Raw genomic sequence first — 24,417 nt, forward strand, 5'->3', positions numbered from 1 at the left:
CAGGGAAGCGGACACTAAGCCCCGAATCACAGGCTTGAATGAGGTCCGCAGAATGTGCAGTCATTCAGTCCCCACGAGTAAAGGGAGGCATTACATGTCCCAGCAGACCAACGCTCAGGTCACCATCACCGGTCGTAACGTGGAGGTTCCGGAGCACTTCCAGGAACGTGTCACTGAAAAGCTAGCCAAGATCGAGCGCCTTGATCCGACCCTGACCTTCTTCCACGTGGAGCTGCAGCACGAGCCGAACCCGCGCCGCGAGTCTGAGGCAGAGCGTCTGCAGATTACCGCTACCGGTAAGGGGCACATCGCCCGCGCTGAGGCTAAGGAAGATTCGTTCTACGCCGCACTCGAGACGGCTCTGGGCAAGATGGAGCGCTCCCTGCGCAAGGTAAAGGTGCGCCGCGAGAACGTGAAGTCCGGCCACCGCGCTCAGAAGGGTACCGGTCAGATTGCTGCCGAGCTGGTCGCCGAGGCTGAAGCGGCTAAGCCCGGTAAGGAAGAACGCTACATCGACCCGTACGCAGAGACGGTCGAGGACGTTCGCCCGGGCCAGGTTGTGCGCTTCAAGGAGCACCCGGCCACCCCGATGTCCGTGGATGATGCACTCAGCGAGATGGAGCTGGTCGGCCACGACTTCTACCTCTTCATCAACGAAGAGAACAACAAGCCGTCTGTGGTCTACCGCCGCCACGCCTTTGACTACGGCCTTATCTCCCTGACGGACGCTTAAGGGCTAAGCGTCCGAAGGGCTAAGTATTAAGCCCTTCGGGAAAATTATCCCGGCTACAACACGTTTCCCCGCGCTGCACATGCAGCGCGGGGAAACGTGTTTTCGTTTATCGCGACGCAGCTATATTCCGAATTGGCTGGACAGGTGCACTTCGGCCTCAGCTAGCTTTTGCAGTGGCAGCATGAGCAGGGCCACTGGGGCGAACAGAATCAGATCCAGTCCGAAGTTTTCGGTGGGATGCGACCCTGGGCGGTGGGAAGTGGCGATGGCATCCATGGTTCCGGTCATGATCGCGTCATAGGTCCACATGGCGCTACCACCGCGCGGTGCTTCAGAATCATCAGCCACGGCGGCGGGGGCGGTTATGGTGCTCAAAGCTAAAGCTGCGGAGGTAGCGGTAGCTACGGCAATCTTGGAGAACTGCATAGTCATTCCTGTTCTGTCTCGTTCTGCGTCCGGGTGAGTAGGGGACTGCGGGGGTGGGGGAGTGGGCGCCCTTGTCGCGCCCTTATATAAACCTTCGTTGTGAGGCGCGCAACTGTTAGCAGTTGGTTGTTAGGAGTTCGTTGCGGCGCCGCGCTCTGTGGTTCTGAGAAAACACAGGATGGACGCGCGTGCGGGCGCGGGCTGAGTATCGGATTTTGCGTTTTGGGTTGGGTGGCGAATCGATACGGAAAAGCTAGTGAGTACAATGGCGACGAGTTAACTTTATTGTCGCGACCAGAAGGACTATCTAGACGTGTTTGGACTTTCCAAGCTGCTCCGTGCCGGTGAGGGACGCACCGTCAAGCGCCTGGCTAAAATTGCTGATGATGTTATTGCCCTAGAAGATAAATTCGCGGCGCTGTCGGATGACGAGCTTAAGGCTAAGACAGACGAGTTTAAGAAGCGTCTGGCGGATGGCGAAAAGATGAATGACATGCTTCTCGAAGCATTCGCCACCGTGCGTGAAGCCGCCTGGCGCGTGCTCGACCAGAAGCACTACAAGGTGCAGATCATGGGCGGTGCCGCCCTGCACTTTGGCAACGTTGCCGAGATGCGCACTGGTGAGGGTAAAACCCTGACGTCGCTGTTGCCGGCCTACCTTAACGCCCTCGAAGGCAAGGGCGTCCACATCGTGACCGTCAACGACTACCTGGCTAAGCGTGACGCCGAGATGATGGGCCGTGTTCACCGCTGGCTGGGACTGTCCGTTGGCGTCATCCTCTCCGAGATGCGCCCTGCAGAGCGCAAGGAAGCCTATGCCTGCGACGTCACGTACGGCACGAACAACGAGCTGGGCTTTGACTACCTGCGCGACAACATGGTCCGCTCACTCGATGAAACCGTCCAGCGCGGCCACAACTACTGCATCGTGGATGAGGTTGACTCTATTCTGATCGATGAGGCGCGTACCCCGCTCATCATTTCCGGCCCGGTCGATGGGTCCTCTCAGTTTTACGGAGTCTTTTCCAAGCTGGCCCCGAAGATGCGCGAGGGCATCCACTACGAGGTGGACCACAAGAAGCGCACCATTGGTGTGCTTGAGGAAGGCGTGGAATTCGTCGAAGACCAGCTGGGCATTGAAAACCTCTACGCACCTGAGCACTCCCAGCTGGTGTCCTACCTCAATAACGCTTTGAAGGCGAAGGAGCTCTTCACCCGCGATAAGGACTACATCGTCCGCAATGGCGAGGTCCTCATCGTGGATGGATTCACCGGCCGCGTGCTGGCTGGTCGCCGTTACAACGAAGGTATGCACCAGGCTATTGAGGCGAAGGAAGAGGTGGAGATCAAGAACGAGAACCAGACGCTGGCGACCGTTACCCTCCAGAACTACTTCCGCCTTTACGACAAGATTTCCGGCATGACCGGTACCGCAGAAACTGAGGCGGCCGAGCTGCACTCCATTTACGGTCTCGACGTGGTGCCGATTCCGACCAACAAGCCGAACCAGCGTACCGACCACTCCGACCGCATCTACAAGACCCAGGAAGCGAAGTTCGCTGCGGTGGTCGATGACATCGAGGAGCACGTGGCTGCCGGTCAGCCGGTGCTCGTTGGTACCACCTCCGTGGAACGCTCCGAGTACCTCTCCCAGCTGCTGAGCAAGCGCGGCGTCAAGCACTCGGTGCTCAACGCCAAGCACCACGAGGAAGAGGGCCAGATCGTCGCCCGTGCTGGCCGCCCTGGCACCGTCACCGTGGCCACCAACATGGCCGGTCGTGGTACCGATATCGTGCTCGGTGGCAACCCCGAGGTCATCCTGGATGAGAAGCTGCGGGACCGCGGCCTCGATCCCTTTGAGGACGAGGAGAAGTACCAGGAAGCCTGGGACGCTGAGATCGAACAGGAGAGGGAACGCTCCAAGAAGATGGGCGATGAGGTCCGTGAGGCCGGCGGCCTGTACGTGCTGGGCACCGAGCGCCACGAGTCGCGCCGTATTGATAACCAGCTGCGTGGCCGTTCCGGACGTCAGGGTGACCCGGGCGAGACCCGCTTCTACCTGTCCATGCGCGATGAGCTCATGGTGCGCTTCGTGGGCCAGTCCATGGAGAACATGATGAACCGCCTCAACGTGCCGGATGACGTGCCGATTGAGGCCAAGATGGTGTCGAACTCTATCAAGGGTGCGCAGGCACAGGTGGAGAACCAGAACTTCGAGATGCGTAAGAACGTGCTCAAGTACGACGAAGTTCTTAACGAGCAGCGCAAGGTGGTGTACGCCACCCGCCACGACATCCTTGAGGCCAACGACATCAAGGACAACATCCGGACGATGATCAATGACACCGTGTCTGCCTACGTGGCAGGGGCTACTGCCACCGGTTACGTGGAGGACTGGAATCTCGATGAGCTGTGGAATGCGTTGGATTCCCTGTACGGGCCGACCATGACACATGAGGAGCTCGTTGACGGCACCGAATACGGCGCTGCCGGCGAACTGACCGCGGAGCAGCTGCGCGATGCCCTCCTAGCTGATGCCAACTCCGAGTACGACAAGCTCGAAGACGCTGTGACTGCCATCGGCGGAGAGAACCAGATGCGCAATACCGAGCGCATGATCATTCTGCCGATCATCGACCAGAAGTGGCGCGAGCACCTCTATGAAATGGATTACCTCAAGGAAGGTATTGGCCTGCGTGCTATGGCGCAGCGCGATCCCCTGGTGGAATACCAGAAGGAGGGCGGCGACATGTTTAACGCCATGAACGACGCAGTGAAGGAAGAAACCGTCCGCCAGCTGTTCATGTTGCGCAAGCAGTTCAAGGCCCAGGAAGAGGCGAGCGCAGCGGGTGAAGCAAACGCGGAAGCGGAAGCTTAATCTGCCGCGGCTTGAAACTGCGCTGACGCGCGGGCGCTAGAAAGCGCGGAAAGTGATGAGGCGCCGTGTGGGAAGAACTCCCCACGGCGCCTTTTTATTGGAAGCAGTTAGGTATATACTGTCAAATTATTAATTGTTCTGCTTCGGAAGGTTGAGTTAGTATGCGCCGCTTGTCTCTGCGAGTAGGTCTCTCCGTGTTCGCATCTGCCACCCTGTTGGGCGGCGGCGCAGCTGCGTCAGCTATCGAGCTTGCTCCCGAGGAGCAGTGCCAGCTCTCTTCCGTCTTGAGCTCGCAGGACGATGAGTCCTCCAAGGACGCCGTGCTCAGCTCCCAGGACACCGTGGCCAATCAGTGCGGCGCTGCGTCTGCTCCGGAAACCTCCGAGGAAGCTGCAAAGAACCTGCCTGTGGTCGGAGCCACCATGTTTGGCGGTATCAGCTTGGCCCTGGTGAGTGCGTCCGCGGCGTTCGCCGGCATCGATTGGACGCCCATCTTGATCAAGCTCGGTTCGCTTTTTTAATCTCCCGCAGTTTCCAGCCAAGGTTATCCCTTGGCTTTTTGTTTAGCCTCCCGTAGCTTGCCGGTCGCTTCCAGCGATACTGGGGCTGGGGCCGACTGAGAGTAACCGGAAGGAACGTATGTGCCGCCCGGCTGCGGAGCCGGTGAAAGCACGCTGGTGCGAACCTATCAGCACTGAACCGAAGAACTCGCCGTTTGCGCGCGCATGCAAGCTGGTGAGTGCCATGCCCCCGCGGAGCTCTGCCGCTGCATGGGCCTTCCGCCACGCGCGTACATGGGTGATGATTTCTGGAGCAAAGCGCGGGTTGTTGAGATGGCTCATCGGCCGCAAAGCGGCGGCAACTTCTAAAACAATGACGACGAGCCCGTGGATCTCGTCACGTGTGGCGAGGTCACCAGCAGTGGGCTCGCGCTCATAGCGGATACGCTGTGGAGCAACATAGAGCTGCAGATGGCTCATGCCGGGGATGGGGGTGTACATGTGGAATCCGGTCCTTATCCGCGACGAGCAGCGCGGAGAAAGGCGTTCGGGCAGGAGAAGGCGAGCGGAGGAAAGGAAGCTGGACGCACGTTCATTGTGCCACGCTGGCGGCATCCTCGGCTAGAAGGCGCTGCGCCTTGGCCTGTGGGAGCAGGCGAGCGGTATGTTCGCTATACTTTCGGACGATAAACACAGCTCAATGCGAAGGGTAGATAATATGCGTGGACTCATCGTCGATTTTGTAGGCGTGCTTGACGGCACCGAAGAAGACGTCAAGCGCTGGCGGGAGCTGTTCGCCGCCGCGAAATCCAACGGAGTCGCCACCGCTATTCTCTCTAACGATCCGGGCGGCCCAGGCGCGGAGCACATTCGCGAGTGGGAATACCGCGGCATCGTTGATGCCGTCGTGCTTTCCGGTGAGGTCGGTGCGGAAAAGCCGGATCGTGCTGCCTTCCAGGCTGCAGCGGACGCTATCGACCTGCCGATTAATGACTGCGTCATGGTAGATGATTCCATCGTCAACGTCCGCGCCGCGGTGGAAAATGGCATGGTGGGCATGCTCTACACGGTCTTTGACCGCACCAGCGTGGAAGTCCAGGCAGTCTTCGACATTGAAGGTGAGTTCTAAGTGTCGAAGGATGTGCGCGTCTTCCTGCCAGCTACTTTTGCCATGCTGACAGAGCTGGAAGAAACCGGCCAGCTTGCTGCCCGCAGTGGTTGGGGATTTACAGTAACCCCGGCGCTGCGCGAGTTCTACACTGAGGGCGACGAAGAAGAGATCGAATACTCTGCCTTCCTCGAAGCTTCCATGGCCTCCCTGCGGCTCTTGGCCATCGGCGACGAGGAGAAGTTCCCGCACCGCCGAGTGGTGATCTCCGTCGATGTTGATGATTCAGTAGTGACCCCGAAGCCGGACATGGGTGAACCAGTCGTGGCGCTCAACCCGGCCACCATCACGAAGGACAACCTGCAAGCCATCCACGTGGACATCGAGGAATCCGAGGCTGCCACCGCCAAGGCTATCGCCGCCATCGACAATGCTGACCTCGGCGACGAAGACGCCGAGCTTGCCGTCGGTGATGCCCTGGATAACTTCATGGCCTTCTATGATCCCACTGAGCTGCCCATCCTCGTAGAACTGCTCTAGGATCACCAGCGTTAACAGCCCTAACGCGAGTGGTGGTGCTACTCTAAGCCCTTATTGCCATTGCTTGAGAAAAGGAGCACCATCATGAAGGCAACTCGCCTTGCTAGCCTTATCACCGCTGCAGCCCTGAGCGTCACAACCCTCGTTTCAGCACCAATTGCCGGGGCAGAGGAAGCAGTAGCGCCGGCAGCGCAGAAAAATCAGACCGCGCAGGGGAGCTCTGCTCAGGAAGCGGCTCCCAGCGAACCTGACCCCAACAATCCGGACCCCAACATGGCCGTGATGCCTAAGACTCCGTGGCTGCGCATCGTTGAGGGCTCCTCGCAAGGACCGATGGGGGTTATCGTCGCCATTCTCTTCGGAATTATCAGCATCGGCTTCGCTGTGTACAAGGAGTTCGGTGATTACCTGCCCAAGTTGGGCTAAATGCTGATAGTCTGCTGGAGTAAAACTCAGCTCGATCGAAAGGTCCCCTCAGCATGACTTCCTCTCGTCTTCGCCGCGTAGTTGCTACCTCCACCTTGTCCGTCGCACTTGTTGCTGGCGGAATCGCTGCCCCCACTGCGGGTGCGGTGACCACCTCCATCAAGAATGACAAGTGCACCATCACGTTGAGCGAGGACGAAGCCAGCGACCTCAAGAACGCGGAGTCCAAGGACAACGACGTCGACAGCAGCCTGCTGAAGGATGGCCTTAAGATTTCGCCCAAGGACGCGGAGAAGCGTGCTCGCGACGTAGAGAACCAATCGGACGAGCTCTACCGTGCTCTGGCTGGCTATGAGGCAGAGGTCGAGCTCGGTGACGAGGACGCCGTCAAGCGCGCTAAGAACAACATCAAGGTAGCCGAGACTTTCCGCGACATCGCGCCGGAGTACGTCAAGGCTCTCGATGCGTGTGCCAAGAAGGAAGAGTTCAACAAGAAGGCACCGAGCGGTGATAACACCTCCTCCAACATCGACAAGGGTGGCGCCATCATCCTCGGTGTATCCGGCGCCCTGACGGTGTTCTTTATGGCTCTCCGCGCTGCCAGCCCCTTCCTGAAGACCGTCCTGCCGCCGCAGCTGGCGGCTATGCTTCCGGCCTAAGCTTGAGGGCTTAAGGCCTAAGCCCAATCGACGTTGGTGCGCAGGGAGGCCAAAAGGCCCCGCACTGCGTCGCGACGGCGCGCAGAAGCAGTGCCTTCCTCGATGTTTAAGTCCAGGCCGCACTCAGGGTCCGCGGGCGGCCCAGCATGCGTGCAGCCGCGCGGGCAGTCCTCGATGGCTTCGGCCAGATCATCGAAGACCTCGATGACGTTCTCCGCGTCAATGTGGGCTAAGCCAAAGGAGCGGATGCCGGGGGTATCAATGATCCACCCGCCATTCGGCGTGCTTCCTTCCGCCGGCAGGCGCAATGCCACCGACTGCGTCGAGGTGTGGCGGCCCTTGCCCACGGCGGAAACCTCGCCGGTCTCTCGGTTGGCGTCCGGGACAAGCCGGTTCACCAGGGTGGACTTTCCCACGCCCGAGTGGCCTATGAGGGCCGTGACATGTCCATCAATTGCGGCACAGACCTGCTCCAGCCCATCGTCGACGCCGGCCTCCACCACCGTGACATCCAAGTCCGCAAACTCTTGGGCAAACGGAGTGGGGTCGGTGAGGTCGGTCTTCGTTAGACATAGGACCGGCTGGATATTGCCGGCAAAGGCCGCGATGAGGGCACGCTCCACGAATCCAGAGCGCGGCGGTGGATCCGCCACGGCGCTGACGATGAGCAGGCGGTCCGCATTCGCCACCACGATGCGCTCATAAGGGTCAGTGTCATCCGCGGTGCGCCGGAGGACGGAACGGCGTTCCTCCAGCTTGACGATGCGTGCCAAGGTGTCCTTGCGCCCGGAGGTATCGCCCACGACGCCGACGCGGTCGCCGACCTCGACGGGCGTGCGGCCCATCTCGCGGGCGCGCATCGCGGTGACGACTGGGCCATCGTTATCAAGGGCAACCCCCCAGCGCCCGCGGTCCTTGGTGATCACCATGCCGAACTTGGCATCCTTGTGCTTTGGGCGGTCCTTCGTGCGCGGGCGCGAGCCTTTGCCGGGCCGGATGCGGACATCGGATTCGTCATAGCTGCTCGCGCGCCTAGCCACGGATCATGGCCTCCCACATCCCGGCGAAGCCGGGCAGAGTCTTGGACGTGGTATCGATGTCCTCGACCTCGACCCCTTCGACTGTTAAGCCGATGATGGCGCCGGCGGTGGCCATTCGGTGGTCGGCGTAGGAGTGCCACTGCCCTCCGTGGAGTGGGGCAGGGGTGATGCGGAGGCCGTCGTCAAGCTCGGTGACGTTGCCTCCCAAGCCGTTGATCTCGGTAGCGAGGGCCGCCAGACGGTCCGTCTCGTGACCGCGCAGGTGCGCGATGCCGGTCAACGTCGAAGGCGTGGAGGCCAGCGCGCACAGCGCAGCCACGGTCGGGGTGAGTTCACCGATATCGCCCATGTCGAGATCGATACCACGCAGACCTGCTAGACCCTCCTCTGGGCCGGTGACCTTCAGGTAGGGATCCTGGTGAGGTGCCTGCGGGACGTACTCAACCTGAGCTCCCATCTGTTCCAGGATGCCGCGGAAAGCATCACCTGGCTGGTCCGTTTCCTCCGGCCAGTTCGGGATGCTCACGCTTCCGCCACAGGTGGCAGCAGCGGCAAGGAAAGGAGTGGCGTTGGAGAGGTCCGGCTCGATATACCACTCGCGGCCTTCAATCTTTCCAGGGCGCACGACCCAATTATCTTCGCCCGCGACCACATGCACGCCGGCATCACGCAGCATGCCGATGGTCAACAGGATGTGGGGCTGGGAAGGTACGGTGCCGCCTTCGTGGCGCACGCTGAGCCCGTAGCGGTAGCGCGCACCGGCCAGGAGCAGGCCAGAGACGAACTGGGAGGAGGCGGAAGCGTCAATGGTGACCTCGGCGCCCTCTGGGACACCATGGGGCGTGATGGTCAGCGGCAGGCTATCGCCCTTGATGTCAACGCCCAGCTCACGCAGGGCCTTCGTCATGGTGGACATGGGGCGCTTGCGCGCATACGGGTCGCCATCGATGATGACGGGGCCATCCGCCAATGCGGCTACCGGTGGCAAAAAGCGCATAATCGTGCCGGCCAAGCCGCAATCGACGGTCGCCCCATGCAGCTGGCCCGGGGTCACACGCAGGTGCGGGCCCCAGTCGGAGATCCCTACGCCCATGGCCTTCAAGGCTTCTTTCATCAGGTCAGTATCGCGGGAGATCAGTGGGTTGTAGATGATAGAGGGGGAGTCAGCCAGCGCGGCGAGGATGAGGGCGCGGTTGGTCATCGACTTCGATCCGGGGACTTCTTGAGTCCAGGACAGCGGGCCGGTGGGTTGTGGAGCACTCCAGTAAGCAGACATGTAGTCCATAATAAAGGGCATGTGCGGAAGATTTGTTCTGTTCACCGAGTCCCTACTGGAGGAAGTCGGAGCGTGGGAGTCCATTACGGAAGTTCATGCGCCGGAAGGCCTGCCGCCAGCACGCTATAACATTGCTCCGACCCAGCCCATCGCCATCGTGCGGGTTGCGGAGGAGACCGCCCGTGTGGAGCCAGCGCGCTGGGGACTTATTCCGCATTGGAAGAAAGACCTCGACGGCCCGCCCCTGTTTAATGCCCGCGCGGAGACTGTGGCGCAGAAACCTTCCTTTCGCGATGCCTTCAAGGCGCAGCGCTGCGTCATCCCTCTGGATGGCTACTACGAGTGGAAAGCCGGGGAAGATAAGAAGGCCAAGAAACAGCCCTACTATGTGACCGGACCCGATGGCCTACTGTGGGCGGCTGGTTTGTGGGCCACGGGGATGGAGAGGCTCTCAGCCACGATGGTGACCACGGATGCCACTGAGGAGATGGCGTGGCTGCATCACCGGCTACCCAAGTTTCTGACTACAGATGAGATCGCACCTTGGCTGGCGGGGGAGGCGCTGTTGGAGCCGAGCTGTGTGCGCGGCTTTCAGGCACACCCGGCGGACCCCGCGGTGGGTAACGTCCGCAACGACTACGCAGAGCTTATCGACGAACCACCGGCCGCCACCTTGTTCTAGTACGCGAGCTCTAGTCGGCAGAACTAGTCGGCGAGCACGTCGGCGAAGGAGAGCTCCAGGACGCGGGGGAGATCTTCCGGATTCATCTCGATATCGAGGCCACGCTTGCCACCGGAGAAAAAGATGGTGTCGAAGAGTAGCGCCGTTTCATCAACCACTGTCGGGAGGATGTGCTTGTGTCCCAGCGGGGAGATGCCGCCGGGGATGTAGCCGGAGGACTTGGAGGCGTCGGCAGGCGCGGCCATTGTGGCCTTGGACGCACCGAAAGCGGCGGCGGCCTTCTTGAGGCTGAGCTGGTGGGTGACCGGAAGGACGCAGACGGCAAGTTGGCGCTTGGGGCCTTTGCCGGCGCTCAGATCAATGACGAGGGTTTTGAAGATGCGTTCAGGAGCAACATCGAGGGCCGCAGCGGCTGCCTCGCCGAAGTTTTCGCGACCGCCGTCGAAGGTAGAGACGCGGTGGTCAATACCTGCCTCTTCGAGGAGTTTGAGAGCGGGGGTAGCGGCACGCGGGGTCTTCTTGGACATATAAACCACCCTAGTCCGGAGCGCTAGGATGGTCGGTATGGCCACAGAAACGACGAGCGAGACGCTTCAGAAACAGCGGTTGTTTGAGGAGCAAGCCTTGCCCTTGCTGGACCAGCTCTACGGCGGAGCGATGCGTCTGACGCGGAACCCGCAAGACGCGGAGGATTTGATCCAGGAGACCTACCTCAAGGCCTTTAGCAACTTCGATTCCTTCAAACAGGGCACGAACTTGAAGGCGTGGCTGTACCGCATTATGACGAATACCTATATCAACTCCTACCGGAAGGCCAAGCGCCGCCCGGTGGAATCCTCCGCGGATGAGCTTAGTGACTTTCAGCTGTATACCACGTCCGGGCATGACTCCACGGGCCTAGAATCAGCGGAGGTCGAAGCGCTCAAGCAGATGCCGGACTCGGAGATTTCCGAGGCCATGAATGACCTGCCGGAGGATTACCGCATGGTGGTGTACTACTCGGATGTGGTGGGTTTGGCTTATAAGGAAATCGCAGAAGTGATGGGCACCCCGTTGGGGACGGTCATGAGTCGCCTCCACCGCGGAAGAAAATTACTTCGCGCGGCGTTGAAGGACGTAGCACGAGAAAAAGGCATTGGTCGCAACCACCCAGAGATGGAGGAGAAGTAATGGAACGCGCAACAGGACGCAATTGCGGTGCGTGTAACTCTCCCGAGGTTGAAGCGCTCTTTCGGGAGCTGTTCGATGAATCAACGAGCTATGCGCGAGCACTGGAAATCCGCGAGCACCTCGCGCAGTGCGATGCCTGTCAGCAACGCGTAGAGAGTGAAGAAGTAGTCCGAGCACTTGTGCGCAAATGTTGCGGGGGACAGGCTGCACCGCAGTCACTGCGCCAGCGCATTTGCGTGGAGATTACGCGGACTGAAATCACCTGGGGCTAGGCCTCGGCGTATAAGCAAAGGGCTCGTTCCCGTCCTCGGAATGAGGAAGGAAACGAGCCCTGAATGCTGACGTTATGCGTTAGGACGCTTGCCGTGGTTAGCGGACTTCTTACGGCGATCCTTGCGCTTACGGCCACGCTTGCTCATCGCGTACTCCTTCTGTTAAGGGTAAATGAACTTATTTAACTGTAGCGGCAGGGTATGCCGGAGTGTTAATCGGGGGTGTGCCTTCTGAGGGGTCTTTAGGCGGAAACGCGAGCGCGGGCGCGGCTGCGGTTGCGGCGCTTGATGGCGCGGCGCTCCTCCTCGGAGAGACCGCCCCAGACACCAGCGTCCTGGCCGGATTCCAGGGCCCACTTGAGGCAGGAAGAGGCAACTGGGCAGCGGTTGCAGACCAGCTTGGCCTTAGCGATCTGGGTGAGAGCAGGGCCGGAGTTACCGACAGGGAAGAAGAGCTCCGGGTCTTCGTCGCGGCAAACAGCTTCGTGGCGCCAATCCATGATTGAAATCTCCTAACAAATTTTTGACAGCAGTGGGTGAAAGTAGGCGCACCTAGGACAGTTCACAGCTGTGAACTGTTCCGAGTGCTACGGGGTGAAGTGGACTGGTCTGCGGTCAGTGGGGCCCTGTCTCGAGTTGGGGCCAGCGTCGACGCCGCCGTGGTTCACTTTCTGTTAACTCGAAGTTTGCTCCGAGTTATGAACTGATTTAACAGCTCGTTGTTTTTGCTACCTGAGAATAATGACACGTTTACTCAAAGTCCGCTAGGGGTAAAGGCTAAAAAGTGTCCAAAGTCACTAAAGAAATGTGGTCGCTTTAGGGTTTGCTAATGGATTGAAGGCTGTAAGAAGACTGTCAATAATCCGCCTACCAGCGCTGATAGGGGTAAAACTGTGAGTGTGGTGACCTGGATCGCGTCAAATCCATATTCAGGCCTCTGCCCCCGAAAACTCTGTGTATGGGAAGGCCTAGGTGAATACCATGGACGGTACCTGCAGGGCGGGGGAGTCTGCGGTGTGGAGATGGCCTAAACCGCCGGGGTAAGAAGTAGACTAAGCGGCCGTGAACAAGAAGAAGAAACAGTCCTCGGCTACGTCTCCCCGGACCGTTGGGAATGGCGCGCCGCCTTCGGTCATCGCGGCGGCGGGCATCGCGGTGGTTCAGTCCATCGCCGTTATCATCTTTGGCATTTTCCTCATCGTCCGTGAGGTATCTGGCGCTGAAAACGACTCGATGGTTTCGGACTCAGGCGCGACGGGCTTCGTCGGCCTGGGCACGGCTATCTTCATTTTTATCGTCTTCGGCTTTGTCATCATTGGCTCCTGGGCCTTCGTCAAAGGCAAACGCTGGGGCCGCGGAGCCATCGTGCTGGTGGAATTCATCCTGGGCGCCATGGCTTTTCAGATGTTTAGCGGCGGCTCAGTGCTGCTAGGCATCGTGACCTTGGCAAGCGCCGGGCTTGTCCTATACCTGCTTATGGCGCGGCCCGAGGCGGCGCAGTGGGCTGAAAGCCACTTCTAGGATGCCTTGAGCGCTACGGCAGTATCCCCGCGCTGCTCAACGATGACCGAACCGGACAAGGTCAGCGAAATCGGGCCGGAATAGCCATCGCGGTCGACGGGGATGGTGCGCTCAGTCTTACCGGACGACCAATCCACCACGTCGATTCCTTCTTCAGTGGGCACGAGAACGCGTTCGTCAACGGCAATGCCGGTGCCCAGCGCTTGCTCTAGTACGTGGTCAACCTTGAGCTGAGTTGGTGTAAAGAGGTAGAGGCGCTCGCCATCGAACCACGTCATGTGGTGGGGCAGATCGGCTACGGCAGGGGCAAAGGGGGAGGCGGAGTCGGTGATGGATGTCGAAGGTTCCACGTCCGTGGACGACAGCGCTTCACCCTCAAAATTATAGGACACGATGCGAGGCGTATCGCCCGGCAAGAAGACTGCGGCCGCCTCCTGTCCGTAGGCGACGAGGCGCGCGCCCGGATCCTCGATCTCGATGTCCTTGGAAACCTCCGGGGAGCGGGAATCCTCCGGTGTGGCCGTCTGGATACGCAACCACGTGGCATCCGGAGAATCCGGGCAGGATTCGGTCACCGCCATCGTCTCGGTACGGGTCAGCGCTGATGTGATGGCGCAGTCCTCGTGGGGCTGCATGTTGGGTTCCTGCTTGGCATCGACATCGCCGTACTCCACCGTGCGCACGAGGTCGGAGCGCCACAGCTCTACCCGCTCGGCGGAGACAGTTCCCACGCGGTCGTTCGAGACGATGGGGACCACCTCGTCAGAATTGCGGGCGCTGCGGGTATCGGAATACTGGCCGGAAGCAGCATCGATCGCCACCACATCACCGCAGCCGTTGCCCGCATCATAGGAAGCCACAATCTTGTTCCACGCTGTGCCGAGCGAACACAGGTCGGCATCGCGGCGCTGATAGGTCCACACCTCATCGCCGGCAGCATTCGTGGCGCTCAGGGTGTCGCCGTCATGGGTCACCAGCAGGCCCTTCGACGACACAGCCCGGGCTTGGCCCGGGACTAAGGCGTTGGGCAGGCTGAAGGATTCGGTGAGGGAGTTCGGGACGGCGGTGAAAAGCGCTGGCTCGGCGTTGGCAGCAGCATCGACTGCCGGGGTGAGCTCAGCTTTGTGGATCGGTGCGGTGATGACCGCACCGCCGATGGCGATGGCGCATACCGCGCTGATCGCGCCCACGGCAATCCAGTCCGCCTTCGTGGAACGCAAAATGGGTGCCTTCTTCGCAGCGGCGTTGTCGACCGGGGATTCTTGGGCGTGCTCGGTGCTCATCGGCGTCCTCCTTGGCGGGGATTGCGTTTACGGGAACGAGTGCGGCGCGAAGCGCGGGCTGAGCGCGTGGATTCGCCACGCGGGGAGCTTCCACGCGGGGAGCCCGAGCGCCGGGGTCCACCCAACACCTTGGTGGGTGGGCCGACCGTATCGGCAACCCCTTCCGGAACATCAAGTGCTTCCATAAGCTCCGGAGAAGTGCTGAACCACTGCGGTGGCTCCGCCTGGCCCAAGTCGAGCTCATCGTTGATGACCTGCCACTTGCCCAGCTCGTCGTAACCGACGAGGGTCACCGCCGTGCCCGTATGGCCGGCGCGGCCGGTACGGCCGATGCGGTGAACAAACGTCATTGGATCGTCCGGAACCTGATAGTTGATGACGTGGGTGACATCATCGATGTCGATGCCGCGGGCAGCGACATCCGTGGCCACTAGAATCTCCACGGTGCCGTCGCGGAAGGCATCGAGCGAGCGCTCGCGTGCTTTTTGATCCATGTCGCCATGAACCGCGCCCACCGCGAACCCGCGCTGCGCCAGCTCCTCCGCGACGGCGGCCGCCGAGCGCTTCGTGCGCGTGAAAATGATGGTGCGCCCGCGGCCGTGGGCCTGCAGGACCTTTCCCAGTACCGCAATCTTGTCCATGCGGTGCGCTTGGAAGGTGACCTTGCGGGTGGAGGCATGGGTCTGCTGGGCGTCGGCAGATTCGGCACGGATATGCACCGGCTGGTCCAGGAATGTGCGAGCCAGCGTCACGATGGGGCCAGGCATAGTGGCGGAAAAGAGCATGGTCTGGTGCGGGTTGCCGTGCAGCAGGGAGAGAATCTTCTCGATGTCCGGAAGGAAGCCCAAGTCCAGCATCTCGTCGGCCTCATCCAATACAAGAACGCTGACCTGATCGAAGGATAAGTGCTTCTTCTGGCAGAGATCGAGGAGGCGGCCCGGGGTGCCCACGACGACGTCCGCGCCTGCGTTGATCTGTTTGATCTGCTCCTCATAGGGGCGGCCGCCGCACAAGGTGATGACGCTGAGCGGCAAATTCGCGGCAGCGACCTGCAAGTCCCCGCTGACCTGGATGGCTAGCTCGCGCGTTGGCGCAATGACCAGCGCGCGGGGGGTTCCGTCAAGCTCTGGGATGTCGGCGTCATCGAAGACGCGATCGAGAAGCGGTACACCGAAGCCGTAGGTCTTTCCCATGCCGGTGCGAGCTTGACCAATGAGGTCCTGGCCATTGAGCGCGATGGGGAGCGTGAGCTCCTGGATGGCGAAGGTGTGCGTAATCCCGTTGTCAGCGAGGGCATCGCAGATCTCTACGGCGACGCCGAGCTCGGCAAAGGTAGGGGATTCGCGGGATTCGCGGGAAGATTTCGGGGCAAGCACACCTTGATAGTAGAGGACGTGGCTATAGTGGGGCCATTAGAGCGCCGGGGGCGCAGGCCTCACGGCACCGATTAATGACAACGATCTAAGGGAGACACACCACATGGACATCAAGTTTGGTTTTGCCGATACCGCCCGCGAACTGGTTATTCATGCCGAAGGCGAGCGCGAAGAACTGACCCAGACCATTAACAATGCCTTGGCGGAGAACTCCACCCTCGAATTGAAGGACACCAAGGGCCGCTCCTACATTGTGCGCACCGAGCGAGTCGTCTACGTAGAAATCGGCACTGCACGCGCCCACACCGTCGGTTTCGCGGGCTAAGTACGCGCGCGCCGTCTCAGCGGGTAGCCTAAATGGCCATGGAGAATCCCGCGGATCTTGGACAGCACCCACAGCGCCTTTCAGCGGTGGAGCGTTTCGCTCGCGAGTATGGCTGGTGGCGCGTGGTGGCGATCCCCGTCATGGTCGTCATCACCGTGTGGGTGCTCGTTGACGTTTTCCGCTCCCCAGCTCAGGAGGCGGACGTGACGGCGGCAGGGGAGACGTCGACAAGCAGCGCTACCGCAACCCCGTCCCTGCCCAAGGGGCCCGATCCTGCCAACGCCAGTGCGGTCGCTGCTGCCAAGGATGGCTTGCCCGCCGGCGGTGCCTTCACGGAGCAAGGTGATGAAACCTACCGCGATGCCGGCCCTTCCACCATGCACGCGGGCAAGGGTGGAAAACAGACCATCCGTTTTTCCGTGGAGATCGAAAATGGCGTGGACACCTCCGCCTACGGTGGGGATGCTGCGGTGGTCGCTCTGGTCGACGCCACCCTGTCCGACCCCCGCGGGTGGACCGCCAACGGAGACTTCGAATTCATCCACGTCAAGGCCGATGACAACCCAGATACGCACATCCGTCTGACCTCGCTGGGGACCACCGCAAAGCTGTGCGGTGCACAGCTGGAATCGGAAACCTCGTGTCACACGACGATTACCGGTGAATCCGCGGTCAACCTCAACGAGTCTCGCTGGGTGCGGGGCGCTGCACCGTTTGAGGGGGATTTGGGCAACTACCGCCAGTACCTGATCAACCATGAGTTCGGCCACGCCATTGGTTACGCGGCCCACCAGCCCTGTGGTGGCGAGGGTAAGCTCGCGCCCGTCATGATGCAGCAGACGCTGAGCCTCAACAACGGGAAGCTCTTTGAGAAGGAACCAAACGAGGTGTATCCGGACGAGGACGTCACCTGCGAGCCGAACCCGTGGCCCTACCCGAATCCGGCTAATTCTGATCACGCCAAGCCCGAGTAAGCCGCTCGAAATTTAAGGACTATTTCCCCCATGCCACTGCCACCTGAGCCCGTTCTTGCCGCCTTCAACGCCGAGTTTCACCCGCGCCGAACGCAGGGAGAGCTCGTGGGGTCTGCCTGGGATAACGGGATTCGCGTCGGGGATATCGTCTTTGCCGAGGCGCGGCCGTGGACTGGTTGGTCCGCTAAGGTACGCGAGAAACTCAGCGTGCCGGGAGCGCGTATCGCCCGCCCGGTTCTGACCGCCGATGGGCGCTACACAGCCGCTGGGTGGAAGGCCACGCAATTCGTGGACGGTCAGTTGCGAGGGCGCATCGATGAAACCGTGCAGTTGGCGCTTCGCCTTGATGACGCCCTCGATGTGGCCCCGCTGCCCACCATGGACCGGCGCGAGGACGTGTTTGCGCGGGCGGAGCGGGCCGCGTGGGAGGAGAGCGGCGAGGCCTATTCTGATGCTGAGCTTGCGCACCTCCCGTTGGTCACCGCTCACATGGATCTTCTGGGAACCACCATTTTTTCCGGGGCCAATCCGCCGGCGTTGATTGATATCGTGCCTTCTGCCGCTCCGCGTCCGGCGGGCTGGACTGCAGCGATAGTCATGGTGGATGGTCTGATCGCGGGGGCGGTCGATGGTGATATTTGCACCCGCTTTGCGTCGGTGCCCGGAATACAGCAGCTCTTGCTGCGTGCGGTGGCGTATCGCCGTTACGTCAATATCCTGCACCCGCGCTCCAAGGCGACCGTGCGTTCGAACATAGAAAGGGTGGAAGAGGCCCTCGTGTCCGCGGCATCTGACAGACTGTAGGGCGTGAAGTACAGCAGCGAATCCCCCACACGTTCCGGCGTCACGCTTCCTCCCTCGCCGGATGTCCGCCTTGTTCCCCGGAACCGCCGGGCCACGTCGCGCACATGGGATGTACCGGTGCCCACGGAAGGCACGTGGCGGGTGCTCGGCGCGGCCGGGTCCGGAGTATCGAGCCTGCTGATCGACGTGGTCTTGGGCCAGCTCAACGCCGGGGCCGATGCCTCCGGCATCCTCGTCGTCGCCCCGTCCAAGGAATCCGGTTCGCTGCTGCGCAGGGAATTAGCAGAAAACCTCGATGATTATGCGGCGCAAACATCGATGGTGCGCTCGGTGCACTCTTTGGCCTTTGCATTGCTGCGCCAGAGCAGCGAGGAAGAGCTGCGCCTGATTACCGGCGCAGAGCAGGATGCGGTCATCCGCGAGCTGCTCCAAGGCCATGCTGCGGATGGCAGGGGTGCGTGGCCGGAGGAGATGCGGCCGGCCCTGGAGTACGTGGGTTTTGCGCGCCAGTTGCGTGACTTGTTGTTGCGTGCCATCGAACGGGGGCTGGGCCCGACAGAGCTCGAGGAGCTCGGGGAGCGCCATGCTCGGCCCATGTGGACTGCTGCCGGCGAGTTCCTGCGCGAATATGAGCGGACTCAGGCGCTGGCGGGTTCGCATTCCTATTCCGCGGCAGAACTGGTCAGCCAGGTGCTTTTGCGCCCTGAGCTACTGCGCGAGCACCCGTGGCACACCATCGTGGTCGATGACGCCCAGTTGCTCGATCCGACCTCCGGCCAGCTGATCGCGGAGTTGGCGAAGACCGCCCGCCTCACCGTGATTGGTGGTGACCCCGACCAAGCGGTCTTTGCTTTCCGTGGTGCTAATTCGGAATTCCTCACCACGTGGGAGGCGGAGAACGAGCTGTGCTTAGACTCGACGCACCGCACTCCCTCCCCGGCCTGCGTGAGCGTCGTGGAGTCCCGCGGCACCTTGCGCGATGTCCTGGCCAACACGGTTCGCCGCCGGCACCTCGAGGACGGTGTGGACTGGCGTGATATCGCTGTCATCGTGCGCTCTACTGGGGATATCGGCCCCGCCCGGCGCACGCTGCTGTCTGCTGGCGTGCCGGTGCACATCAACCCCACGGACGTGGTGCTGGCGGAACAGCGCTTGGTCAAGGCGGTGCTTCTGGCTCTACGTGCTTTGGAGAATGAGCTTGAGCCCGTGGAGCTCGAGGACCTGATTACCGGTCCTGTCGGCGGTGCGGACCCAGTCACGCTGCGGAGGCTCATTCGCGGCCTGCGCCGTTGGAAGCCGGAGCAGCGCGGTATGGACACGCTGCGAGAGCTGCTGGATGGTGAGTTGCCGGACTTCAACAACCTCCTGACTGAGCGCGAAGAAGCGATCCTGGCCCGCATTCGCGGGGTGCTGTCGGCCGGGCGTGCGGCCTTGCAGCAAGGCGCTGCTGTTGAGGAAGTCCTCTGGGAGGTGTGGCAGGCCACCGGTTTGGACACGCGCCTGCAGGCGGCAGCCTTGCGCGGCGGTGCCGCGGGTTCGCAGGCGGACCGAGACCTGGATGCCATGATGGCGCTGTTCGATGCCGCCGGTGACTATGCCGAGCGCCGCCCGGCGGCCTCCCTAGAGTCCTTCATCCTGCACATCACGGAGCAAGAATTGCCCACCGGCGTGCGGGATCGTCGCTCGGCGCTGCCTGATGCGGTAGAGATCCTCACCGCGCACGGCGCGGTGGGCCGCGAGTGGGACACCGTCATCGTGGCGGGCGTTCAGGAAGGAACGTGGCCGTCGGTAGGGGAGACCGGCTCTCTCTTCGGGCAAGAGGACCTCATCGATCTCCTAGATCGCGGCATCACACCCGGCACCCCAGTCAGCCACGTGTCGGGGCGCTTGGCGGAGGAGCGCCGGCTCTTCCACGTGGCCACCACGCGTCACCGATGCCGCCTGCTCGTCCTCGCGGTGGATTCGCCGGAGAGCGATGTGGCCGAGGAGCCGTCGCGCTTCATCGATGAGTTCCTGTCCGCCCGCGGTGTCGATGTCCCAGGAGCACAAGCGCGCCGGGAAGCAGGTAAGCGGCTGGCGCGCCAGGCCTGGCCACGCGAGCTGGGCCTCGAGGTTCCGGAACCGAATCCAGTGACGTTGCCCAGTGCGGCTAGTGGGGAGGAAGAGCTCGATCCCCTTGACGTCTCCGTGCTCTCGGTTCCCGCCTTCGTGGCGCAGCTGCGGCGTTGCGCTACCGATCCGGAGACGGGTGAGGCCGAGCGCTCCCAAGCGGTGCGGCAGTTGGCCCGTCTGGCCGAGGCTGGGGTTCCGGGGGCGCACCCGGATCAGTGGTGGGCCGCCCGCGGCATCGCCTCGGAGCTGCCTCTGCATGGTTCCAGTACCGTGTCGCCGTCCCGGGTCGATGCCCTGCTCACGTGTCCGCTCAATGCGGTGCTCGGGCAGCTCGTCGAGGATGACTCAGCGGATATCAACCTTCTGCGGGGAAATTTGGCGCATGCTTTCCTGGAGGCGCTGGGCCGGGGAGCTGCCGCTGAGCCTGCGAAGCAGCTCGTGGTTGATGCCTTCGCCGCGCTGCTTGATGGCCCCGCGTGGCGCCGCGAGGCTGAGCGCGCGGACTTTGAGCGCCTTATCGACCGCACCCACAGCTGGGTGCTCTCGAGCTCGACGTCACTCGAACCCGTCGGCGTTGAGGTTCCCGTCACCGTGGACATCGGCCTCGATGTCACCATTCGTGGGTTCATCGACCGGCTGGCGAAGGCCGGTGAGGACTATGTGGTAGTGGATCTCAAGACCGGAACAACGGTTCCCTCGAAGGCCAGCGCCCAGGACAATACCCAGCTCATGACGTATCAGCTGGCCCTGGCACACGGTGAACTCGTCACGGCACCAGCGGACTCTGACGGCGAGCCTCAGTCTGTATCCATCCGGACCGGTGCCGGCCTGCCGCGTGGCGGCGGCGTGCTGGTGTACCCGCGATCCAGCGCTGCCTCCGTGTCCACCCGGGAACAAGCGACCAAGCCCCCGGAGGAACTCGAGGAATTTGCGCAGGCGCTACCTGCACTCGTGGCCGAGCTGCGCGGACCGGGGCTGACCGCGCGTGAAAACGCCGATTGTGATCGGTGCCCGATCCGCCCTATTTGCCCTGTGATGAATGAAGGAGCTCTGGTGACCGATGCCTAAGAACACCACCCAACACTTCAGTCCTGAAGAGCTGGCCAGTGCGCTGGGGAAGCCTTTTCCTCCCACCGCAGAGCAAGCCGCAGTCATCGACGGTCCACTCGGGCCGAAACTTGTCGTGGCCGGCGCGGGCGCTGGTAAGACGGAGACGATGGCCTCGCGCGTGGTGTCGCTGGTCGCAAACGGGTTGGTGCGGCCCGAGCAAGTCCTGGGCCTGACCTTTACCCGCAAGGCAGCCCAGCAGCTGGAGCAGCGCATCCGCCGCCAGTTGCTGACCCTGCGCTCCTCAGGAATCCTTGCTCCGGGCAGCCCAGCGGCAGAGGCAGTGGAGAATATCGCGCCTAACGTCTCCACCTATGACTCCTACGCGGGTGATCTGGTCCGCGAGTATGGCTTGCTCATGCCGGTGGAGCCGAATGCCCGCATTATCACTGAGGCGGAGCGCTATGCCATCGCCCACGAGGTCGTCAGCAACTACACGGGCTCGCTGAGCACCGATAATGCCGTGGCCACGGTCACCGCCACCTTGCTCAAACTGGCAGAGACCATGGACGGGGAGCTCAAGGATCCCCATGATCTGTATGAGCACGAGGACATCTTCCGCAAGACCGCTGAGGACCTAGAGAAGAGCAAGAGGACCAGCAGTGAGTACAGCCAAAAGCTGCAGGGATACCTGGATACCCAACGCCTGCGCCTGGAGTACCTGCCCTTGGTGGAAGCACTGAAGAAGGAACAGGCGGAGCGGGGCGTCATCACCTTCGGCGAGCAGATGTCCATCGCTGCCACCCTGGCCAAAAACTTCCCCCTCTTGGGCGAGCAACAAAGCGCGCGGTATCGCGTGGTCATGCTGGATGAGTACCAGGACACTTCCCACGCGCAGCGCATCCTGCTGCGTTCCCTCTTCGGTGGTAAGCGCGAGGGGCTCTCGGTTACCGCGGTCGGTGACCCCATGCAGTCCATCTATGGCTGGCGAGGGGCGACGGCGGAAAACCTCGAGGCCTTCGTCACGGACTTCCCGCAGGCTGACGGCACCCCGGCGCCCAAAGACCAGCTGACCACCTCCTGGCGCAACCCCTCGACGGTGCTGGGAATGGCCAATGACGTGGCCTCGAAGCTCTTCTCCGAAAGCCCGGGCGAGCGGCCGGTGGATGAGCTATCGCCGAAGCCCACCGCGCCGGCAGGCACGGTAGAGCTGGGCTATTTCGCCTCCGAAGATGAGGAACGAGACTTCATCGCAGAGCACCTGCGTCAGCTCTATGAGTCCACGCCGGAGGGTGAGGACTTCAGCGCCGCAGTACTCGTGCGCACCAATAAACAGTCGCCGTTGATCGCCGCGGCCCTGGACAAGGCCGGGGTCCCCAACGAAATCTTTGGTCTTGGCGGGCTGCTCTGGCAGCCGGAAATCCAAGACCTCGTAGCAGTGGCCACTCTGTTGGTACGTCCGCAAGACACCGCGGCGGCGCTGCGCGTGCTGACCGGGCCGATGTGCGGCCTAGGTATCGCCGACATCCAGGCGCTGCATTCGCGTCAGCGCAACCTTGCCGGTGCTGCGGAGGGGCGCACGCGCTGGGAGGGCGGTGATCCCCTGGAGCACCTGGCTACCCAGATCGAGGACATCACCGCAGAGGGGCCTGACCAGGTGCTGGGGCTTGCCGACGCCCTCGCAGACCTCGGCGAACGCGAGCGCTACAGTGCCGAAGGTCTAGAGCGCATGGAAGAGGTTTCCTCTAAACTGCGCTACCTCCGCACCTATTCCCTGGGAAAGTCGCTCAACGACATTGTCGCCGATATTGAGCTGCTCTTTGGCCTGCGTACCGAGGTCTTAGCCTCCGAGAAGCCAGGCGGGGCAACACACCTCGACGCCTTCGCCGACGTCGTCGCTGGTTTCCACGGGGAAGGCCTAGCCGGGCTCCTGGACTATCTTGAGCTGGCTAAGGAGAAGGAAGACGGCCTTGAGTTGGGAGAGGTCCCGCTCGTGCGCAACCGCGTCCACATCATGACGGTGCACAAGGCTAAGGGCTTGGAATGGGAACACGTCTGCGTGGCACACGCAGATTCCACAAGCTATAAGGCGCAGGCGGAGACTTTCCTGACCAAGATCGAAAAAGCACCGGGTGATGAGGATGTCATCGATGTCCCCGAGGACGCGGTGACACGCTCCGACTTCGACAAGGCGTGCGAGGCTTTCAAGGAACAAAACCGCGAGTTCCAAGCAGAGGAAGCAGCCCGCCTGTTCTACGTGGCAATGACCCGCACCGAGTCCACCCTGACGGTGACTGGCTCCGGAACCAATAAGGCGAAGGGCAAGAGCAAGAAGGGCCCGTATTCCTACCTGCAACTGCTGGCGGATAAGCACCCAGAGCTCGTCGTCCACTGGGAGGTCCCCGAGAACCCCGTGGAAGACGAAGAGCGCTCTGTTACGGAGGCCTCTTTCCCTGCACTAACCCCGCAACCGGAAGCGCTCAAGGCCGCAGACGCGGTACGCGCGGCAATGGAGAACCTGCCACCGCTGCGCGATGGCGAGGTCTTCGGGCTCTGGGAGCAGGAGGCGAGCGCGCTCATCGAGGAACACAAAGCCCTCCAGGCCCCAGTGGTCGATGTGGAGCTGCCTGGCGAGTTGACAGCCTCCGACATGGTGGCGATGTCAGCGGATCCCACTCAGTTTGCCCGCCGCCAGCGCCGCCCCATTCCCTTCAAACCCAACTCCTATGCCAAGCGCGGCACCGCCTTCCACGCCTGGCTGGAGGATCGGTTTGGGGCGCCTGCCTTGCTGGGGGAGGACGAGCTGCCCGGCTCCCACGATGAGCCGGACCACGACCTGGAATCACTCAAAGAGTCTTTCCTAGCTTCGGAGTGGGCGCAGCGCACGCCTGCCTATGTGGAAGCGCCTTTTGAGATCACCATTGGGGACTCGGTAGTCCGCGGCCGCATGGACGCGGTTTTCCAGCAGCCGGATGGCTCGTGGCTCATCGTGGACTGGAAGACTGGCCGTCGCCCCCAGGGCGCTGCACTGAACTCGGCGCAGATTCAGCTCGCCGTGTACGCGGAGGCATGGCGGCGTATTCACGGCGTGGAGACCGTCCGCGCGGCGTTCTTCTATGTGCATGAGAACTACCTTTTGGAGCCGGATGACTTGCCCACTGGAGCACGGCTGGCTGAGCTTTTAAGCTCTGCAGTTTCCACGCCACCAGGGTTGAGTCTAAGGTAGTCTCACGAGGAAATCCGCATCATCTAGGGAGGTTGGCGC

At 61.8% G+C, this 24,417-nt stretch carries 25 protein-coding genes; 16 read left to right on the plus strand and 9 right to left on the minus strand.

Annotation, left to right across the window (positions count from 1 at the left end; translation table 11 throughout):
• Window positions 1-94: 94 nt before the first annotated feature.
• On the plus strand, window positions 95-733 hold the full coding sequence (gene hpf, locus HMPREF3056_RS02880; RefSeq protein ID WP_046647448.1) for a ribosome hibernation-promoting factor, HPF/YfiA family: 639 nt from the start codon (window positions 95-97) through the stop codon (window positions 731-733).
• Between the two features lie 120 nt (window positions 734-853).
• Here the strand turns inward: hpf and HMPREF3056_RS02885 are convergent, their stop codons facing one another.
• Window positions 854-1,165, minus strand: coding sequence for a hypothetical protein (locus HMPREF3056_RS02885; protein WP_141759833.1), 312 nt, complete (start codon window positions 1,163-1,165; stop codon window positions 854-856).
• Between the two features lie 307 nt (window positions 1,166-1,472).
• On the opposite strand from HMPREF3056_RS02885, the gene secA reads away from it, so the two are divergent.
• Both secA and HMPREF3056_RS02895 read left to right on the plus strand, forming a co-directional pair.
• Window positions 1,473-4,037 carry a preprotein translocase subunit SecA gene (secA, locus tag HMPREF3056_RS02890; protein WP_070517842.1) on the plus strand — a complete coding sequence of 855 codons (2,565 nt, stop codon included), beginning with the start codon at window positions 1,473-1,475 and terminating at the stop codon, window positions 4,035-4,037.
• 161 nt (window positions 4,038-4,198) lie between these two features.
• Window positions 4,199-4,558 carry a hypothetical protein gene (locus HMPREF3056_RS02895; RefSeq protein ID WP_046647451.1) on the plus strand — a complete coding sequence of 120 codons (360 nt, stop codon included), beginning with the start codon at window positions 4,199-4,201 and terminating at the stop codon, window positions 4,556-4,558.
• 42 nt (window positions 4,559-4,600) lie between these two features.
• Here HMPREF3056_RS02895 and HMPREF3056_RS02900 read toward each other — a convergent pair whose 3' ends face one another.
• Entirely contained in the window at window positions 4,601-5,038 is a 438-nt protein-coding gene (locus tag HMPREF3056_RS02900; RefSeq protein WP_046647452.1) for a hypothetical protein, read from the minus strand.
• 217 nt (window positions 5,039-5,255) lie between these two features.
• On the opposite strand from HMPREF3056_RS02900, the gene HMPREF3056_RS02905 reads away from it, so the two are divergent.
• The 4 genes from HMPREF3056_RS02905 to HMPREF3056_RS02920 all read left to right on the plus strand — a co-directional run bounded on the left by HMPREF3056_RS02905 (window position 5,256) and on the right by HMPREF3056_RS02920 (window position 7,270).
• Window positions 5,256-5,666, plus strand: a complete 411-nt coding sequence (locus HMPREF3056_RS02905; RefSeq protein ID WP_010189184.1) for an HAD-IA family hydrolase — start codon at window positions 5,256-5,258, stop codon at window positions 5,664-5,666.
• A 12-nt stretch (window positions 5,667-5,678) separates the two neighbouring features.
• Window positions 5,679-6,185 (plus strand): DUF6912 family protein, encoded by a 507-nt coding sequence (locus tag HMPREF3056_RS02910; protein WP_185963766.1) that lies wholly within the window; start codon window positions 5,679-5,681, stop codon window positions 6,183-6,185.
• An 84-nt stretch (window positions 6,186-6,269) separates the two neighbouring features.
• On the plus strand, window positions 6,270-6,611 hold the full coding sequence (locus HMPREF3056_RS02915) for a hypothetical protein (RefSeq protein WP_070517843.1): 342 nt from the start codon (window positions 6,270-6,272) through the stop codon (window positions 6,609-6,611).
• 53 nt (window positions 6,612-6,664) lie between these two features.
• Entirely contained in the window at window positions 6,665-7,270 is a 606-nt protein-coding gene (locus HMPREF3056_RS02920) for a hypothetical protein (RefSeq protein ID WP_070512186.1), read from the plus strand.
• Window positions 7,271-7,287: 17 nt separating this feature from the next.
• On the opposite strand, the gene rsgA is transcribed toward HMPREF3056_RS02920, so the two are convergent.
• Together rsgA and aroA are read right to left on the minus strand one after the other, a co-directional pair.
• Window positions 7,288-8,310, minus strand: coding sequence for a ribosome small subunit-dependent GTPase A (gene rsgA / locus HMPREF3056_RS02925; protein ID WP_070517844.1), 1,023 nt, complete (start codon window positions 8,308-8,310; stop codon window positions 7,288-7,290).
• Window positions 8,303-9,607 (minus strand): 3-phosphoshikimate 1-carboxyvinyltransferase, encoded by a 1,305-nt coding sequence (aroA, locus tag HMPREF3056_RS02930; RefSeq protein ID WP_070754063.1) that lies wholly within the window; start codon window positions 9,605-9,607, stop codon window positions 8,303-8,305. Before aroA ends, rsgA begins: the two co-directional genes overlap by 8 nt.
• Between aroA and HMPREF3056_RS02935 the strand changes: the two genes are divergently transcribed.
• Complete coding sequence (locus HMPREF3056_RS02935) at window positions 9,606-10,268, plus strand: SOS response-associated peptidase (protein ID WP_070754064.1); 663 nt, start codon at window positions 9,606-9,608, stop codon at window positions 10,266-10,268. The genes aroA and HMPREF3056_RS02935 overlap by 2 nt on opposite strands.
• 23 nt (window positions 10,269-10,291) lie before the next feature.
• Here HMPREF3056_RS02935 and ybaK read toward each other — a convergent pair whose 3' ends face one another.
• Window positions 10,292-10,795 carry a Cys-tRNA(Pro) deacylase gene (gene ybaK, locus HMPREF3056_RS02940; protein WP_070754065.1) on the minus strand — a complete coding sequence of 168 codons (504 nt, stop codon included), beginning with the start codon at window positions 10,793-10,795 and terminating at the stop codon, window positions 10,292-10,294.
• 37 nt (window positions 10,796-10,832) lie between these two features.
• Here ybaK and HMPREF3056_RS02945 point away from each other — a divergent pair, with 37 nt between their 5' ends.
• Together HMPREF3056_RS02945 and rsrA are read left to right on the plus strand one after the other, a co-directional pair.
• Window positions 10,833-11,438 (plus strand): sigma-70 family RNA polymerase sigma factor, encoded by a 606-nt coding sequence (locus tag HMPREF3056_RS02945; RefSeq protein WP_049156090.1) that lies wholly within the window; start codon window positions 10,833-10,835, stop codon window positions 11,436-11,438.
• Window positions 11,438-11,710 (plus strand): mycothiol system anti-sigma-R factor, encoded by a 273-nt coding sequence (gene rsrA / locus HMPREF3056_RS12930; RefSeq protein WP_080975102.1) that lies wholly within the window; start codon window positions 11,438-11,440, stop codon window positions 11,708-11,710. The genes HMPREF3056_RS02945 and rsrA overlap by 1 nt, the downstream gene beginning before the upstream one ends.
• A 72-nt stretch (window positions 11,711-11,782) precedes the next feature.
• Here the strand turns inward: rsrA and HMPREF3056_RS13925 are convergent, their stop codons facing one another.
• A complete protein-coding gene (locus tag HMPREF3056_RS13925; protein WP_012714902.1) occupies window positions 11,783-11,857 on the minus strand; it encodes a 50S ribosomal protein bL37 in 75 nt (24 codons plus the stop codon).
• Window positions 11,858-11,952: 95 nt separating this feature from the next.
• Complete coding sequence (locus tag HMPREF3056_RS02950) at window positions 11,953-12,210, minus strand: WhiB family transcriptional regulator (RefSeq protein WP_042529827.1); 258 nt, start codon at window positions 12,208-12,210, stop codon at window positions 11,953-11,955.
• A gap of 562 nt (window positions 12,211-12,772) precedes the next feature.
• On the opposite strand from HMPREF3056_RS02950, the gene HMPREF3056_RS02955 reads away from it, so the two are divergent.
• Entirely contained in the window at window positions 12,773-13,231 is a 459-nt protein-coding gene (locus HMPREF3056_RS02955; RefSeq protein ID WP_070754066.1) for a hypothetical protein, read from the plus strand.
• On the opposite strand, the gene HMPREF3056_RS02960 is transcribed toward HMPREF3056_RS02955, so the two are convergent.
• Window positions 13,228-14,514 (minus strand): Rv3212 family protein, encoded by a 1,287-nt coding sequence (locus tag HMPREF3056_RS02960; RefSeq protein ID WP_070754067.1) that lies wholly within the window; start codon window positions 14,512-14,514, stop codon window positions 13,228-13,230. The genes HMPREF3056_RS02955 and HMPREF3056_RS02960 overlap by 4 nt on opposite strands.
• A complete protein-coding gene (locus tag HMPREF3056_RS02965; protein WP_046647464.1) occupies window positions 14,511-15,890 on the minus strand; it encodes a DEAD/DEAH box helicase in 1,380 nt (459 codons plus the stop codon). The genes HMPREF3056_RS02960 and HMPREF3056_RS02965 overlap by 4 nt, the downstream gene beginning before the upstream one ends.
• 103 nt (window positions 15,891-15,993) lie before the next feature.
• Between HMPREF3056_RS02965 and HMPREF3056_RS02970 the strand changes: the two genes are divergently transcribed.
• From HMPREF3056_RS02970 to HMPREF3056_RS02990, 5 genes are read left to right on the plus strand one after another with little or no spacing between them, the layout of a single operon-like run.
• Window positions 15,994-16,215 (plus strand): DUF3107 domain-containing protein, encoded by a 222-nt coding sequence (locus tag HMPREF3056_RS02970; protein ID WP_046647465.1) that lies wholly within the window; start codon window positions 15,994-15,996, stop codon window positions 16,213-16,215.
• Window positions 16,216-16,247: 32 nt separating this feature from the next.
• The gene (locus HMPREF3056_RS02975; protein WP_049156095.1) at window positions 16,248-17,189 is read left to right on the plus strand and encodes a DUF3152 domain-containing protein; all 942 of its coding nucleotides are present in this window, start codon (window positions 16,248-16,250) and stop codon (window positions 17,187-17,189) included.
• Between the two features lie 30 nt (window positions 17,190-17,219).
• The gene (locus HMPREF3056_RS02980) at window positions 17,220-17,993 is read left to right on the plus strand and encodes a hypothetical protein (protein WP_049156097.1); all 774 of its coding nucleotides are present in this window, start codon (window positions 17,220-17,222) and stop codon (window positions 17,991-17,993) included.
• Between the two features lie 3 nt (window positions 17,994-17,996).
• Window positions 17,997-21,173 (plus strand): ATP-dependent DNA helicase, encoded by a 3,177-nt coding sequence (locus HMPREF3056_RS02985; protein ID WP_080975103.1) that lies wholly within the window; start codon window positions 17,997-17,999, stop codon window positions 21,171-21,173.
• Complete coding sequence (locus tag HMPREF3056_RS02990; protein WP_049156101.1) at window positions 21,166-24,378, plus strand: ATP-dependent helicase; 3,213 nt, start codon at window positions 21,166-21,168, stop codon at window positions 24,376-24,378. The genes HMPREF3056_RS02985 and HMPREF3056_RS02990 overlap by 8 nt, the downstream gene beginning before the upstream one ends.
• Window positions 24,379-24,417 lie beyond the last annotated feature (39 nt).

The sequence above is a fragment of the Corynebacterium sp. HMSC056F09 genome, from assembly GCF_001815785.1.
GTDB classification, from domain to species: domain Bacteria; phylum Actinomycetota; class Actinomycetes; order Mycobacteriales; family Mycobacteriaceae; genus Corynebacterium; species Corynebacterium hiratae.

Bases quoted from the DNA above. Each gene is read 5' to 3' on its own strand.
- ybaK (WP_070754065.1), bottom strand. From the start codon at position 10,795: ATGTCCAAGAAGACCCCGCGTGCCGCTACCCCCGCTCTCAAACTCCTC.
- HMPREF3056_RS02905 (WP_010189184.1), top strand. From the start codon at position 5,256: ATGCGTGGACTCATCGTCGATTTTGTAGGCGTGCTTGACGGCACCGAA.
- HMPREF3056_RS02895 (WP_046647451.1), top strand. From the start codon at position 4,199: ATGCGCCGCTTGTCTCTGCGAGTAGGTCTCTCCGTGTTCGCATCTGCC.
- aroA (WP_070754063.1), bottom strand. From the start codon at position 9,607: ATGCCCTTTATTATGGACTACATGTCTGCTTACTGGAGTGCTCCACAA.
- HMPREF3056_RS02990 (WP_049156101.1), top strand. From the start codon at position 21,166: ATGCCTAAGAACACCACCCAACACTTCAGTCCTGAAGAGCTGGCCAGT.
- HMPREF3056_RS02915 (WP_070517843.1), top strand. From the start codon at position 6,270: ATGAAGGCAACTCGCCTTGCTAGCCTTATCACCGCTGCAGCCCTGAGC.
- hpf (WP_046647448.1), top strand. From the start codon at position 95: ATGTCCCAGCAGACCAACGCTCAGGTCACCATCACCGGTCGTAACGTG.
- HMPREF3056_RS02945 (WP_049156090.1), top strand. From the start codon at position 10,833: ATGGCCACAGAAACGACGAGCGAGACGCTTCAGAAACAGCGGTTGTTT.
- HMPREF3056_RS02950 (WP_042529827.1), bottom strand. From the start codon at position 12,210: ATGGATTGGCGCCACGAAGCTGTTTGCCGCGACGAAGACCCGGAGCTC.
- rsrA (WP_080975102.1), top strand. From the start codon at position 11,438: ATGGAACGCGCAACAGGACGCAATTGCGGTGCGTGTAACTCTCCCGAG.
- HMPREF3056_RS02975 (WP_049156095.1), top strand. From the start codon at position 16,248: ATGGCCATGGAGAATCCCGCGGATCTTGGACAGCACCCACAGCGCCTT.
- HMPREF3056_RS02920 (WP_070512186.1), top strand. From the start codon at position 6,665: ATGACTTCCTCTCGTCTTCGCCGCGTAGTTGCTACCTCCACCTTGTCC.
- HMPREF3056_RS02970 (WP_046647465.1), top strand. From the start codon at position 15,994: ATGGACATCAAGTTTGGTTTTGCCGATACCGCCCGCGAACTGGTTATT.
- HMPREF3056_RS02900 (WP_046647452.1), bottom strand. From the start codon at position 5,038: ATGTACACCCCCATCCCCGGCATGAGCCATCTGCAGCTCTATGTTGCT.
- HMPREF3056_RS02960 (WP_070754067.1), bottom strand. From the start codon at position 14,514: ATGAGCACCGAGCACGCCCAAGAATCCCCGGTCGACAACGCCGCTGCG.
- HMPREF3056_RS02885 (WP_141759833.1), bottom strand. From the start codon at position 1,165: ATGACTATGCAGTTCTCCAAGATTGCCGTAGCTACCGCTACCTCCGCA.
- HMPREF3056_RS02980 (WP_049156097.1), top strand. From the start codon at position 17,220: ATGCCACTGCCACCTGAGCCCGTTCTTGCCGCCTTCAACGCCGAGTTT.
- HMPREF3056_RS02935 (WP_070754064.1), top strand. From the start codon at position 9,606: ATGTGCGGAAGATTTGTTCTGTTCACCGAGTCCCTACTGGAGGAAGTC.